Genomic DNA, 12,985 nt, shown 5'->3' on the forward strand with positions numbered 1-12,985 from the left:
CTTCATCAGACATTGAAAATCAAAAATTGTTTTTTGATGCTCGATGCTGTGAGTGCCCACACAGATTGCTTGATTCAAATTGTTAAAGAGCGACGCAGCTTTTTGCTGCTGCGGGAGTGGCATTCTACTCAACCGCCTTCTCGAGTCAAGCCTTATTTTAAAAGGCTTTTCGAGGCACCGACCGGGGTTGTTTGCGTTGCCGCTTGCCCTGTCGATGGAGGCGCATTATAGGGAGCCAAAACTTTCTGGCAAGAGGATTATTGCAAAAAGATGACGCTGGCGATTCGTTCGCTCACTAATCAGACAAGATGCTGTATTGGCAACCAGACAAGGCCTCAAACGTGTGTGTTTGGGGAAGATTGGCAAGCGATCGCTGTAGGCAGATCAAACTTGTATCGAATTGGCTTTTCCCGATGTCACAACCATGATGATCGGGGTTCTTCCTTCGGGTAACATAGCGCCCCTTTGCGATTTCACACTCTTGGGCTTTGGAGAGTTTAATGCCTTTTGCACTTGGCCAGCGTTGGATTAGTGATACAGAGACGGATCTGGGATTGGGAACTGTCGTTGCTGTAGAAGGACGCATGGTTACCCTGATGTTTCCGGCTACCGGTGAAAACCGCATGTATGCCAAAGAAGAGGCGCCTGTCACCCGGGTCAGCTTCAATGTGGGCGATCAGATCGTCAGTCACGAAGACTGGACCATGCAGGTCGAAGAGGTGCAGGAGAAGGATGGGTTGCTTATATATGTCGGCACTCGTACCGACAATGAAGAGCCCGTCGTCCTCAAGGAAGTGTTTCTCAGCAACTTCATCAAGTTCAACAAGCCGCAGGATCGCCTGTTCGCCGGGCAGATAGACCGCATGTCTCGCTTCACCCTGCGCTTTGATGCCCTGATCAACCAGCATCAGCGTCGCCGCAATCCGACTCGCGGTCTGGCGGGTGGCAAGGTCAGTCTGATCCCCCATCAGCTTTATATTGCCCATGAAGTGGGCCACCGTTATGCCCCCCGCGTGCTGCTGGCCGATGAAGTAGGTCTGGGCAAGACCATAGAAGCGGGCATGATCATCCATCAGCAACTGCTGTCTGGCCGTGCCCAGCGCGTGCTGATCCTGCTGCCGGAAACCCTGCAACACCAGTGGCTGGTCGAGATGATGCGCCGCTTCAACCTGCACTTCTCTCTGTTTGACGAGGAACGCTGCATCGAGGCATTCGCCGATGCCGAGAATCCGTTCGAAACGGAGCAGCTGGTCATCTGCAGCCTCGACTTCCTGCGCAAGAAGCGCCGCCGCTTCGAACAAGTACTGGAAGCCGAGTGGGATTTGCTGGTTGTCGACGAGGCTCATCATCTGGAGTGGAGCGAGGAGACCCCGAGCCGTGCCTACGAAATGGTCGAGGCCCTGGCTGAACAGGTCCCCGGCGTGCTTCTGCTGACCGCCACCCCGGATCAACTCGGCCACCAGAGCCACTTCGCTCGTCTGCGCCTGCTCGACCCCGAGCGCTTCTACGACTACGACGCCTTCCTCACCGAGGAGCAGGCCTATGGCCAGGTCGCCAGCGCCGCCCAGGAGCTGCTTGAAGGCGGGGACCTGAGCGAGGAAGTGCGACGGATCCTCGCCAGCCAACTTGATGGGCTGGATCTGGCCGATACCGCCGCCCGTCAGCAGGCGGTCGGCAAGCTGCTGGATCAGCACGGCACCGGCCGGGTGCTGTTCCGCAACAGTCGCGCCAATATTCAGGGCTTCCCCGAACGTCACCTCAACGTCTATCCCATGCCGCTGCCGGAGCAGTACAAGACCGCCATCAAGGTAATGGGCATGATGGGGGGCAACGGCGGCGATCTGCAGACCCGCGCCTTGCGCTATCTCTATCCGGAGAAGATCTTCCAGCAGTTCGAGGGAGACAACGCCAGCTGGACCCAGTTCGATCCCCGTATCGACTGGCTGCTGGAACTGCTGCTCGGTGCACGCCAACAGAAGGTGCTGGTGATCTGTTCCGAAGCGGCTACTGCCATCGCACTGGAAGAGGCGCTGCGGACCCGTGAAGGGATCCGTGGGGCCGTGTTCCATGAAGGCATGTCCATCCTCGAACGTGACAAGGCCTCCGCCTATTTTGCGCAAGCGGAGGGCGGCGCCCAGGTGCTGCTCTGCTCCGAGATTGGTTCCGAGGGCCGCAACTTCCAGTTCGCCAGCCACCTGGTACTGTTCGATCTCCCCCTCAACCCGGATCTGCTGGAGCAGCGCATCGGTCGTCTGGACCGCATCGGCCAGCAGAACACCGTCGAGATCCACGTTCCTTATCTGATAGGTACCGCTCAGCGGGCACTGCTCTGCTGGTATCACGACGGTCTGGATGCCTTCGAGCAGACCTGCCCCACCGCGCGCCCCATCTTCGAGGCGGTACGCGATGAGCTGTTCGAGCTGCTGGCTGCCAACGAAGATAACCAGGATGGCCTGGATGCCTTGCTGGCCAAGACCCGCGAGCTGCACGAACCGCTCAAGGCGAGGCTGGAACAGGGCCGTGACCGCCTGCTGGAGATCCACTCCAGCGGCGGGGCCGCTGCCCAGCAGCTGGTTGACAAGCTGGCGGCCGAAGACGACGACACCGGCATGATCTCCTTCGCCCTCAAGATGTTCGACGAGATCGGCGTCAATCAGGACGACAGAGGGGAGAATGCACTGGTGCTGACCCCGGGGGATCACATGCTGGTGCCAAGCTTCCCTGGCCTGCCCCAGGATGGCATGACCATCACCTTCGATCGCCCCACCGCCCTGGCGCGAGATGACATGGCGCTGCTCTCCTGGGAGCATCCCATCATGCGCGGCGGCATCGATCTCATCCTGGGCTCAGAGATTGGCGCGACCTCGGTTGCCCTGCTCAAGAACAAGGCTCTGCCGGTGGGCTCCATTCTGCTGGAGCTGATCTTCGTGGCCGAATCTGCCGCCCATCCCCAGCTCTATCGTTTCATGCCGCCGACCCCGATCCGGTTGCTGATGGACAAGAATGGCCAGAACCTCGGCGAGAAAGTGGCATTCGATGCCTTCAACCGCCAGCTGACCCCGGTCAATCGTCACCTTGGCAGCAAGCTGGTGACGGCGTCCCAACCGGTGATCCACGGTCTCATCGGCAAGGGGCAGGTCATCGCCGAAGAGCTGAAAGCCGGCATCGTCGACAAGGCTCGGGCACAGATGGCGCAGACCCTGCAGCAGGATCTGGACAGGCTGGAAGCACTCAAGGCGGTCAATCCGAACGTGCGCGACAGCGAGCTGGATTATCTGCGCACTCTGCAGGCAGAATTGCACCACCTGATCGATCAGACCCAACTCAAGCTGGACGCCATCCGCTTTATCGTGGTCACCCATAACTGACAAGGTAGTGAAGGTGCATAGCCAGCTGCCGTGCACCTTATTTATCGTGGTCACCCATAACTCAGTCACTGATAGGGCCTGCCCCTTGGATGAAAGATGCAAGACGCTACTTTTGAATATTCACCACCGTTGGAACCCTGGCTCGACATCCTGTTCAAGGACAGAGACATCATGGTGGTCAACAAGCCTACCGGCCTGCTCAGCGTGCCGGGGCGTGGACCGGAAAATGAAGACAGCGTCCTGCACAGGGTCAAGCAGCAACACCCCAAGGCGGCGGCGGCCCACCGGCTCGACATGTCCACGACCGGAGTGCTCGTCATCCCTCTCACCCCGAATTCCCATCGGGAACTGAGTCGCCAGTTCCGTGAGCGGGAGACAGAGAAACACTACCTCGCCTGGGTGTGGGGTGAGCCGGAGGCTAGCTCCGGGCAGGTGGATCTGCCGCTGTGCGTGGACTGGCCCAATCGTCCCAGGCAGAAGGTCGACTTTGAGGAGGGGCGCCATGCCCTGACGCTGTGGGAAAAACTCAAAGTGGAGAATGGCAACAGTCTGATCCAGCTGACCCCCATCACGGGTCGATCTCATCAGCTGCGAGTACACATGCTGGAGCTGGGTCACCCCATCTTGGGAGACAACCTCTATGCCCACCCAGAAGCATTGGCGGCAGCGCCGCATCTCTACCTGCATGCGGCCATGCTGACCATCACCCACCCCCGCAGTGGCGAACGCATGAGCTTCGAGGCCCCCGCCCCTTTCTCATGCTAAGCCTTGCTGGCGTTGAATAAGAAAAGCCCCCATCCATGGATGGGGGCTTTTTTATCAGGATCAGACGTGGATATTGATGTTGCTTCCCAGTGACCCCGTCGCCGACTGAGTCGGTGCCTGGGCTGGCTGGGCGGCCGTCTGCAGCAGTTTCAGGGCGGTTTCCCCCTCCTGAAGCTGCTGTTTTTTCGCCAGGCTGGCCACCATCAAGGCAGAACCATATGACGAGGATGCAGTGCTAGAAATGTCCATTGTGTACCTCCTGCCTAAGCACTATCGGCTCGCCTTCCCAAAGCATGAGTCATTCACCATCAAATAAAGCATGCCTTGTCCGGCATGCGCCTGGCCAGCCAGCGCTCTTCCATTTCCAGCAGAGTCTGATAAGCCTTCACCGCCTGTTCGGGACGGCTGAACAGATAGCCTTGCCCATCGAGATGGATGTCCGTCAGTGCGCGCAGCACATCGAGCTGGCCCTGTGTCTCTATCCCCTCACACACCAGTTTCTTGCCCAGCATGGAGCCCATCCGGCAGATATTGGCAACCAGCTCGGCCGCCTCGACCGAGGTGTCTATGCCCTGTATGAAGGATCTGTCTATCTTCACCTTGCTCACCGGCAGCTTCTGCAGATAGCTGAGGGAAGAGTAACCGGTACCGAAGTCATCAAGGGCAAGTTGAACCCCCTGCTGATTGAGATCCTGCATCAGCTGCAGCGAATTTTTCACCTCCCGCATGGTGGTGTCCTCGGTCACCTCGAGCACCAGGCTGGCCGCGGGAATGTGATGATCCATCAGGGCCCTGGCCACCAGTTTCAACAGGTTGCGCTGATACATGCCTGGTGAGATGTTGACGCACATCTGCAGATCGACCAGTCCCAGATGCTGCCATTTGTGCAACTGCTCGCAAGCGGTATTGAGGATCCAGCTGCCGAGCTTCTCCGCCAGCTGGAACTCTTCCGCCACCTGGATCACCTCGTTGGGCGGAATGAAACCGAGTTCGGGATGGCGCCAGCGCAGCAGTGCCTCCACCGCTTCGCAGCGCCCACTCTCCAGATTGACGATGGGTTGGTAGTAGAGCTCGAGCGCATTGTGTTCAAGCGCCATCACCATGTCTGAGGCCAGATGCTTGCGTCTGGCGGTTTCATTGAGCAGAGAGTTGTCGTAAATGACATAGGGCACGTGGGTCTTGCGGCTGTGGAACAGCGCCTGTTCAGCCCGGCTGAGCAACTCCTGGGTCTGGTTGCTATCCATGGGGAAGAAAGCGATACCGATGCCGACTTCCAGCCGGAAGGGATAGTTGTCGATGAGGATGTCCTGCTTGAGGGCATAGAGTATCCTCGCCACCAACTCCCTGACCTGGCGCAGATCGCTTCCCTCCCGCTGCAACATGGCCAGCTGATCTCCCCCGAGGCGGGCGATCCACTCGCCGTTCTCGCACAGAGCATTCAAGCGCCTTGCCAGCTCCTGCAGCAGGATGTCCCCCGTGCTGTAACCGAACTTGCTGTTGATATCCCGAAAGTCGTTGATATCCACCAGGACCAATCCGAAAGGCGTATCCCGGCTGACGTAGGACTCCATCTTCTCAAGCAGCGCCAGCCGGTTGGCGAGGCCGGTCAGTGGATCGACCCGGGCAGCCCTGAAATGCCGCCTGGCCTCGCGCACCAGCAGGCCACTGAGCAGAATGACCGAGATCACCAGCCCCAGCACCATGAACAGCAGCGCATTGCGCAGCTGGGCGAAGCGCTTGTCATTGCCCGTGTAGACGTTGATGTTGTTCTGCATCACGGAGGCGAGAGAATAGGAGAGAGGCTCTTGCAGGGGGGCGATCCGCATCAGGATCTGCTGATAATCTGGCGTTCCTTGCTTCAAATCCACCAGTTTTGGTTCAATTTCCCGAATATTGCTCTCGGTCAACTGGACCAGCCGCAGCGTTTTTTGATTATCCCCCAGACTTTTGCGCAACTGGCCGCTCAAGAGGATCGGAGTCCGGCTCCAGAGGATGTCGTAACGCAGCAGCAGGGCCTCATGGTCGATGCCACCGTAATGGTAGATCTCGACTGCATTGAGGAAGCGTCCCAACTCCAGCTGTAGTTGCATCAAGGCCCAGGAGACATCATAGGTGTACTTTTCCATCACCCGGGTCGCATTCTGTATCTGCACAAGGCAATACAAGGTGCTTCCCGTGAACAACAAGATGGATAGATAGAGAACGCCGAGTAAGGGCCAGGCCCTGGTCTTCGCTTTCACCCTGAACTCCCGCAAACCATCGTCATTACTGCTGAATATCGATCGAACTCAACTGCCAGATCATCATGTCGGTGAAGGCTGACCGTTTGAGCTCGGGGTATTGATCCAAGGGCAGGATAAACCACAGGGGCCCCTTGTCACGTACCCGCATGGTCATCCCGTCATCCTGCCACGCCAGAATGGGATCATATTGCTTGACCTTATCCCAGTTGATCCGGATCTGAAAACTATTCAGGGCGGTGAGAGTGATGCTCTTGCCCTTGGCACCCACCGCCGTCATCACATCCGCCAGCTTGGGTCCCACGTATTTATGCGGCTTGTCCACCCAGGGGCTGCTGGTCAGGATTTCATGCTGCGGCAGAGCCTTGATCATGGCCAGATCGAATACCACCTCCTCACTGCTCGGGTCGACGGGTTTCACATCCCCCGTCACCTTGAGGATCACAGGACCTGCCGGGGCCGCCATCACCATGGTCGGCAGGCACAGGGAAAACAGTAATGGGATCAAACTTAAATTGCGCATCCTCACCTCAGCTGATTGCACTATCAATAAACCCAGTTTAGTAGTCCTAAAAAAAACGGCTCGCAAATGCGAGCCGTTTGATAACAATGGGTTGATTACATCATACCCATGCCGCCCATGCCACCCATATCAGGCATGGCCGGTGCATCTTTCTTCGGCAGTTCGGTGACCATGCATTCGGTGGTGATCATCAGACCGGCGATGGAAGAGGCGAACTGCAGGGCAGAACGGGTCACCTTGGTCGGATCCAGGATGCCCATGGCCAGCATGTCGCCGTACTGTTCGGTGTAGGCGTTGTAACCGAAGTTACCTTCACCGTTCTTCACCGCGTTGGCGATGACGGAGGCTTCTTCACCGGCGTTGATGACGATCTGACGCAGCGGGGCTTCCATGGCGCGCAGAGCAACCTTGATACCCACGTTCTGGTCTTCGTTGTCACCACGCAGGTCGGCCAGCTTGGCGGCTGCGCGAACCAGCGCCACACCACCACCGGCAACCACGCCTTCTTCCACGGCGGCGCGAGTCGCGTGCAGGGCATCGTCGACGCGGGCCTTCTTCTCTTTCATTTCCACTTCGGTGGCAGCACCAACCTTGATGACGGCAACACCGCCGGCCAGCTTGGCCACGCGCTCTTGCAGCTTCTCACGGTCGTAATCGGAAGAGGTCTCTTCGATCTGCTGACGGATCTGGGCCACACGGCTCTCGATCAGGGCTGCATCACCCACGCCATCGATGATGGTGGTGTTCTCTTTGGTGATGACGATGCGCTTGGCACGGCCCAGATCTTCCAGGGTCGCCTTCTCCAGCTCCATGCCCACCTCTTCGGAGATCACGGTACCGCCGGTCAGGATGGCGATATCTTGCAGCATGGCCTTGCGACGGTCACCGAAGCCCGGCGCCTTGACGGCGGCGACCTTCACGATGCCACGCATGGTGTTGACCACCAGGGTCGCCAGCGCTTCGCCTTCCACGTCTTCGGCAATGATGATCAGCGGCTTGCCCGCCTTGGCCACACCTTCCAGCACCGGCAGCATTTCACGGATGTTGGAGACCTTCTTGTCCACCAGCAGGATGAAGGGGTCATCCAGCTCGACGGAGCCGGTTTCCGGCTTGTTGACGAAGTAAGGAGACAGGTAGCCACGGTCGAACTGCATACCTTCTACCACGGCCAGTTCATCTTCCAGACCCTGACCGTCTTCGACGGTGATGACGCCGTCACGGCCCACTTTGTCCATGGCTTCGGCAATCAGCTTGCCCACTTTCTCATCGGAGTTGGCAGAGATGGTACCGACCTGAGCGATGGCATTGCTGTCGGCGCAAGGGGTGGACAGAGCCTGCAGCTCGGCGACGGCAGCCACGACGGCCTTGTCGATACCGCGCTTCAGGTCCATCGGGTTCATGCCGGCGGCAACGGCCTTCAGGCCTTCGTTGACGATGGCTTGTGCCAGTACGGTCGCGGTAGTGGTACCGTCACCGGCAGCGTCGTTGGCCTTGGAAGCAACTTCCTTGACCATCTGAGCGCCCATGTTCTGGAACTTGTCTTCCAGCTCGATCTCGCGGGCAACGGAGACGCCATCCTTGGTGATGGTCGGGGCGCCGAAGGACTTGTCCAGTACCACGTTGCGGCCTTTCGGGCCCAGGGTGACTTTTACTGCGTCAGCCAGAATGTTGACACCTTCCAGCATCTTGATACGAGCGTCGTTACCAAACTTAACTTCTTTAGCTGCCATGTTCTTGAGTCCTTAAATCAATTCGGGGAAAAGGGGAATATTACTCTTCGACAATCGCCAGGATGTCGGTCTCGGACAGGATCAGCACGTCCTGGCCATCCAGCTTCTCGGTCTTGACGCCGTAGCCTTCGTTGAAAATCACCTTGTCACCAACCTTGACGGCCAGAGCTTTGACATCGCCATTATCCAGAATGCGACCAGTCCCCACGGCCAGAACTTCACCACGGGTGGACTTCTGGGCCGCAGTGCCAGTCAAGACGATACCGCCAGCGGATTTGGCTTCAGCTTCGATGCGCTTGATGATGACGCGGTCGTGCAGTGGACGAATTTTCATCGATAACTCTCCCAAAATGAGTCTCTGTGTTGCTTGAGGAATGGCCGCATCCGGCCAAATTTGTAATGCCCCTGATCTGGGGCAAATTGGGTAGCCCTTCAAGGGCAAATACAAAAAAAATTTTTTCACGTACTATGAACATCCTTGATGGATGAGCGACCCGAGCCAGGACGGTGAATGGACGCGGCCGGCATGCTGGCCCTGCAGCAACAGAGACGATCCCGTGAGCCGACCCAATCCCATGCTGACCGCCCCCATGCCTGCCGTGCTGCTGCGCATGACGGGCCCCATGATCCTCGGCATCGTCGCCATCCTGGCCTTCAACCTGGTCGACACCTTCTTCATCGGCCTGCTGGGCACGCAGGCCCTCGCCGCCATCAGCTTCACCTTCCCGGTCACCTTCGTGGTCACCTCCCTGGCCATGGGGCTGGGAGCCGGCCTCTCCGCCCTGCTCGGCCACACCCTGGGTCAGGGCCGTCACGACGAGGCGGCCCGCATCACCACGGATTGTCTGTTTCTCGCCGTCCTGCTGGTGACCCTGCTCGCGCTGCTGGGGGCCCTGACCATCACGCCCCTCTTCACCCTGCTCGGGGCCAGCGCCGACCTCATCTCGCTGATCCATGACTACATGCTGATCTGGTATCTGACCGTGCCCCTGTTGGCCCTGCCCATGGTGGGCAATGCCGCCATCCGGGCCACCGGCGACACCAAGACCCCGAGTCTGGTGATGGCGGTGGCCGGGCTGGTCAACGGGGTGCTGGATCCCCTGCTCATCTTCGGCATAGGTCCCTTCCCCGAATGGGGCATCCGCGGTGCCGCCATCGCCACCTCCCTCTCCTGGCTGATGGCGACCCTGGTCAGCCTGCATATCTTGCGCAAGCGGGAGCGACTGCTGTCATGGCGCCTCTCCCCGCGGCCACGGCTGCTGGCTCACTGGCGCACCCTCCTGCACGTGGCGGTGCCCGCCTCCTTCACCAACATGCTCAACCCCTTGGCCAACGCCGTGCTGATGATCATCTTCGCCGGTCTGGGCACCGAGGTGGTGGCCGCCTACGGTGCCGCCTCCAGAGTCGAGGCCTTGTTGCTCATCGTGATGATGGCGCTCTCCTCGGTACTGGCCCCCTTCGTCTCGCAAAACTGCGGAGCTGGCAATCCGGCGCGGGCCAAGGCGGCCCTGCTGCTCAGCATGCGCTTCGCCCTGCTGTTCCAGCTCGCCGTGTACGCCTTCATCTGGCTGACGGCTCCCCTCATCGCCGCCCTGTTCAGCGACCAACCCCAGGTGGCACGGCTTATCGTGCTCTATCTGCATCTGGTGCCCATCGGTTACGGCTTTCAGGGCATGGTGATGCTGCTGGCGTCCGCCCTCAACGGCGTGCGGGCATCCAAGGTCTCTTTCCTGTTCAACGGTCTGCGTCTGTTTGTGTTCTTGCTGCCAGGGGCCTGGCTGGGGGCAAAACTCGGGGGGGAGCAGGGAATCTATCTGGGGATATTGGTGGCCAATCTGGCGGCCGGAGGGCTGGCCTGGGGCTATGCCCATCGCCGTTTCGAGGGACTGTGCCATCAGGGAAACCCCTGAGGGCACAGTCCGGGGTCATGTGCGCACTTACTCTTTGCGTTCAAACTCGCCTTCGATGGTGGTACCGCCGCGGTTGCCCGGTTGCGGCCCCTCACCCTGCCCCGGTTCAAAAGGGGATGACGGGTTCTGGAAGCCCCCCATCTGCATCCGGAACTGGCTGCTGCCCACCAGCTTGTCCGCCAGGCAGTTGCGCAGCCAGGGCTGCAACAGCAGGATGCCGAAGAAATCGGTCACAAAGCCCGGGATGATCAGCAGCAGGCCGGCCAGCGCCAGCATCATGCCCCCCATCACTTCCCGGCCCGGCATCTCCCCCTGCTGCATCTTCTGCTGGGCACTGAACAGGGTCTTGATCCCTTCGCTGCGCACCAGGGAAGAGCCCAGCACGGCGGTCAATATCAGCAGCCCCACGGTTGGCAGGGCGCCGATCACCGAACCCACCTCGATCATCACGGTGAGCTCCAGCACGACCAGGCCGACCAATAACAGTAACAACTTGCCCATAAGATCCTCGGTACGAGTAAAAGGGGTGAACCAGGCGGGTCATGGCGAGGAGAGCGATTCCGGCACAGCCAGCCTGCTATCGGTTCTGACAACTGAAATGGGGTCAACTGTACATTTTTCAAGTCTGATGAGTGATACGGATCGGGATTCAGACAAATATCTTCTTGAATCTCTGGGATTGAAGTGTCTGTTCTGTCACAGTTATTCGCACAATTGCAGTATCTGTTTAATGACCACAAGTTATTTAGGGTCGGCTCAAATTTAGTGATCCAGGTCTAATATCAGATACCTCAATTGAGGTAATATCGACCCCAATGATTACCCGGGGGCAGCAAGCTCCCAACCGCCCCACTCGATGTGTGGTGCTTCAGGATGAAAAGTGCGTAAGGAAGTCGCGCCACTCGGTGAGGATTGTTTCCATTTATCTGATTTCTGAGGCATTACAATGAGCGACATCAAGAACGTCCGCATTGAAGAAGACCTGCTGGGCACCAAAGAAGTTTCCAATGATCTCTACTACGGTGTGCACACCCTGCGCGCCGTCGAGAACTTCAAGATCAGTTCCCAGAAGATTTCTGACGTTCCCGAATTTGTCCGTGGCATGGTGCTGACCAAGAAGGCCGCCGCACTGGCCAACGGTGAGCTGGGCACCATTCGTCCCGAAATTGCCGACAAGATCGTCGAAGCCTGCGACCTGATGCTGAACACCGGCAAATGCTTCGACCAGTTCCCGGTCGACGTTTACCAGGGCGGCGCCGGTACCTCCGTCAACATGAACACCAACGAGGTGCTGGCCAACATCGCCCTCGAGATCATGGGTCTGGAGAAGGGGCGTTACGACGTCATCAACCCCAATGACCATGTCAACAAGTGCCAGTCCACCAACGATGCCTACCCCACCGGCTTCCGCGTCGCCGTGGTCAACAGCACCGACACCACCCTGTTCGCCCTGGAAGGTCTGATCGCCGCCTTCGACGCCAAGGCCCAGGAATTCAAGCACATCCTGAAAATGGGTCGTACCCAGCTGCAGGATGCGGTGCCCATGACCCTGGGTCAGGAGTTCCACGCCTTTGCCGTCACCCTGCGCGAAGAGATCAAATCCATCAAGCGCTGCCAGGAACTGCTGCTGGAAGTGAACCTGGGCGCTACCGCCATCGGTACCGGCCTGAACACGCCGCCCGAGTACTCTGCCCTCGCCATCAAGCGTCTGGCCGAGATCACCGGTCGTGCCTACGTGCCGGCAGAGGATCTGATTGAAGCGACCTCCGACTGCGGCGCCTATGTCATGCTGCACGGTGCCATCAAGCGTCTGGCCATGAAGCTCTCCAAGATCTGTAACGATCTGCGTCTGCTCTCCTCCGGTCCGCGTACCGCCCTGAAGGAAATCAACCTGCCGGAAATGCAGGCGGGTTCTTCCATCATGCCGGCCAAGGTCAACCCGGTTATCCCGGAAGTGGTCAACCAGTCCTGCTTCAAGGTGTTTGGCAACGATGTCACCATCACCTTCGCCGCCGAAGCCGGTCAGCTGCAGCTGAACGTCATGGAACCCGTCATCGGTCAGGCCATGTTCGAATCCCTGAGCCTGATGGAGAAGGCCTGTGTCTCCCTGCGCGTCAAGTGCGTGGAAGGGATCACCGCCAACCCGGAAATCTGCATGAACCACGTGCTGAACTCCATCGGTATCGTGACCTACCTGAACCCCTTCATCGGTCACCATGAAGGTGACATCGTCGGCAAGATCTGCGCCCAGACCGGCAAGAACGTCCGTGAAGTCGTGCTGGAACGCGGCCTGCTGACTGCAGAACAACTCGACGAGATCCTCTCCATCGAGAACCTGATGAACCCGCAATACAAGGCCAAGCGCTACACCCGCGAAGCCACTGCATAAGCGAGTCAACAGGCCGGGGTTAGCCCCGGCCTGTTGTAGAGTCAGTTCCCGATTGGCCTC

The 12,985-nt window shown here is 58.8% G+C and carries 11 protein-coding genes; 5 read left to right on the forward strand and 6 right to left on the reverse strand.

The window, feature by feature from the left end; all coding sequences use genetic code 11:
- The 3 genes from ACW5W7_RS08890 to rluA form a co-directional block, all read left to right on the forward strand.
- Positions 1 to 231, forward strand: a 231-nt coding sequence (locus tag ACW5W7_RS08890) for a hypothetical protein (RefSeq protein ID WP_456501469.1), incomplete at its 5' end; no start/stop codon positions are given.
- Positions 232 to 500: 269 nt separating this feature from the next.
- Positions 501 to 3,368, forward strand: coding sequence for an RNA polymerase-associated protein RapA (gene rapA / locus ACW5W7_RS08895; protein ID WP_456501470.1), 2,868 nt, complete (start codon positions 501 to 503; stop codon positions 3,366 to 3,368).
- A gap of 96 nt (positions 3,369 to 3,464) precedes the next feature.
- Positions 3,465 to 4,133 (forward strand): bifunctional tRNA pseudouridine(32) synthase/23S rRNA pseudouridine(746) synthase RluA, encoded by a 669-nt coding sequence (gene rluA / locus ACW5W7_RS08900; RefSeq protein ID WP_456501471.1) that lies wholly within the window; start codon positions 3,465 to 3,467, stop codon positions 4,131 to 4,133.
- 60 nt (positions 4,134 to 4,193) lie between these two features.
- Here the strand turns inward: rluA and ACW5W7_RS08905 are convergent, their stop codons facing one another.
- The 5 genes from ACW5W7_RS08905 to ACW5W7_RS08925 all read right to left on the reverse strand — a co-directional run bounded on the left by ACW5W7_RS08905 (position 4,194) and on the right by ACW5W7_RS08925 (position 8,960).
- On the reverse strand, positions 4,194 to 4,382 hold the full coding sequence (locus ACW5W7_RS08905; protein WP_456501472.1) for a hypothetical protein: 189 nt from the start codon (positions 4,380 to 4,382) through the stop codon (positions 4,194 to 4,196).
- Positions 4,383 to 4,441: 59 nt separating this feature from the next.
- A complete protein-coding gene (locus ACW5W7_RS08910) occupies positions 4,442 to 6,373 on the reverse strand; it encodes a putative bifunctional diguanylate cyclase/phosphodiesterase (RefSeq protein ID WP_456501473.1) in 1,932 nt (643 codons plus the stop codon).
- 25 nt (positions 6,374 to 6,398) lie between these two features.
- On the reverse strand, positions 6,399 to 6,845 hold the full coding sequence (locus ACW5W7_RS08915) for a molybdopterin-binding oxidoreductase (RefSeq protein ID WP_434476202.1): 447 nt from the start codon (positions 6,843 to 6,845) through the stop codon (positions 6,399 to 6,401).
- Between the two features lie 146 nt (positions 6,846 to 6,991).
- Entirely contained in the window at positions 6,992 to 8,626 is a 1,635-nt protein-coding gene (groL, locus tag ACW5W7_RS08920) for a chaperonin GroEL (RefSeq protein WP_349919616.1), read from the reverse strand.
- A gap of 40 nt (positions 8,627 to 8,666) precedes the next feature.
- Entirely contained in the window at positions 8,667 to 8,960 is a 294-nt protein-coding gene (locus ACW5W7_RS08925; RefSeq protein ID WP_005309514.1) for a co-chaperone GroES, read from the reverse strand.
- Positions 8,961 to 9,201: 241 nt separating this feature from the next.
- Between ACW5W7_RS08925 and ACW5W7_RS08930 the strand changes: the two genes are divergently transcribed.
- Complete coding sequence (locus tag ACW5W7_RS08930) at positions 9,202 to 10,536, forward strand: MATE family efflux transporter (protein WP_456501623.1); 1,335 nt, start codon at positions 9,202 to 9,204, stop codon at positions 10,534 to 10,536.
- Positions 10,537 to 10,563: 27 nt separating this feature from the next.
- Here ACW5W7_RS08930 and ACW5W7_RS08935 read toward each other — a convergent pair whose 3' ends face one another.
- Positions 10,564 to 11,037: an FxsA family protein gene (locus ACW5W7_RS08935; protein WP_456501474.1), complete on the reverse strand. Its 474-nt coding sequence runs from the start codon at positions 11,035 to 11,037 to the stop codon at positions 10,564 to 10,566.
- A gap of 445 nt (positions 11,038 to 11,482) precedes the next feature.
- Between ACW5W7_RS08935 and aspA the strand changes: the two genes are divergently transcribed.
- Positions 11,483 to 12,925 (forward strand): aspartate ammonia-lyase, encoded by a 1,443-nt coding sequence (aspA, locus tag ACW5W7_RS08940; protein ID WP_349919620.1) that lies wholly within the window; start codon positions 11,483 to 11,485, stop codon positions 12,923 to 12,925.
- The last annotated feature ends 60 nt before the right edge of the window (positions 12,926 to 12,985 follow it).

Source organism: Aeromonas intestinalis (assembly GCF_054052485.1).

Bases quoted from the DNA above. Each gene is read 5' to 3' on its own strand.
- ACW5W7_RS08935 (WP_456501474.1), bottom strand. From the start codon at position 11,037: ATGGGCAAGTTGTTACTGTTATTGGTCGGCCTGGTCGTGCTGGAGCTC.
- aspA (WP_349919620.1), top strand. From the start codon at position 11,483: ATGAGCGACATCAAGAACGTCCGCATTGAAGAAGACCTGCTGGGCACC.
- groL (WP_349919616.1), bottom strand. From the start codon at position 8,626: ATGGCAGCTAAAGAAGTTAAGTTTGGTAACGACGCTCGTATCAAGATG.
- ACW5W7_RS08905 (WP_456501472.1), bottom strand. From the start codon at position 4,382: ATGGACATTTCTAGCACTGCATCCTCGTCATATGGTTCTGCCTTGATG.
- rluA (WP_456501471.1), top strand. From the start codon at position 3,465: ATGCAAGACGCTACTTTTGAATATTCACCACCGTTGGAACCCTGGCTC.
- ACW5W7_RS08925 (WP_005309514.1), bottom strand. From the start codon at position 8,960: ATGAAAATTCGTCCACTGCACGACCGCGTCATCATCAAGCGCATCGAA.
- ACW5W7_RS08930 (WP_456501623.1), top strand. From the start codon at position 9,202: ATGCTGACCGCCCCCATGCCTGCCGTGCTGCTGCGCATGACGGGCCCC.
- ACW5W7_RS08915 (WP_434476202.1), bottom strand. From the start codon at position 6,845: ATGGTGATGGCGGCCCCGGCAGGTCCTGTGATCCTCAAGGTGACGGGG.
- rapA (WP_456501470.1), top strand. From the start codon at position 501: ATGCCTTTTGCACTTGGCCAGCGTTGGATTAGTGATACAGAGACGGAT.